Annotated in this window: 1 protein-coding gene; it reads left to right on the top strand. The window is 67.7% G+C overall.

Features of this window, described 5'->3' with window-relative positions:
- Window positions 1-119 precede the first annotated feature (119 nt).
- Window positions 120-337: 2-hydroxymuconate tautomerase (locus NZK81_RS21525; protein WP_260047999.1), on the top strand; the 218-nt coding region annotated here is incomplete at its 3' end.

Genomic DNA, 337 nt, shown 5'->3' with positions numbered 1-337 from the left:
CGCCGGTGACATCGTCATGGCTGGCGGCATCACCGCCGCGCCCAACCTGGCTCCCGGCCAGACCGTGCGGACGACCGTGCAGAACCTTGGCGCGGTCATGTTCCAGGTGGAGGCCTGATATGCCGCTCATCGAGGTCAACCTGCTCGAAGGGCGCCCGCCAGAAGCCAAAGAGCGGCTGATCAAGGCTCTGACCGATGCTGCCATCGATGCGATCGGGGCCCCGCGTGAGTCGGTTCGCGTCATCCTTCGCGAGATGGCCCCGGCGCATTTCGCGGTGGGGGGGGTAAGCTTTGCGGCGAAGGCCGCTGCCGCCGCGCAGCCCCGAGTCGAAGAAGA

It is taken from the genome of Novosphingobium mangrovisedimenti, from assembly GCF_025153475.1.
Classification (GTDB): Bacteria; Pseudomonadota; Alphaproteobacteria; order Sphingomonadales; family Sphingomonadaceae; genus Novosphingobium; species Novosphingobium mangrovi_A.
This window is presented reverse-complemented; position numbering and strand designations above follow the sequence as displayed.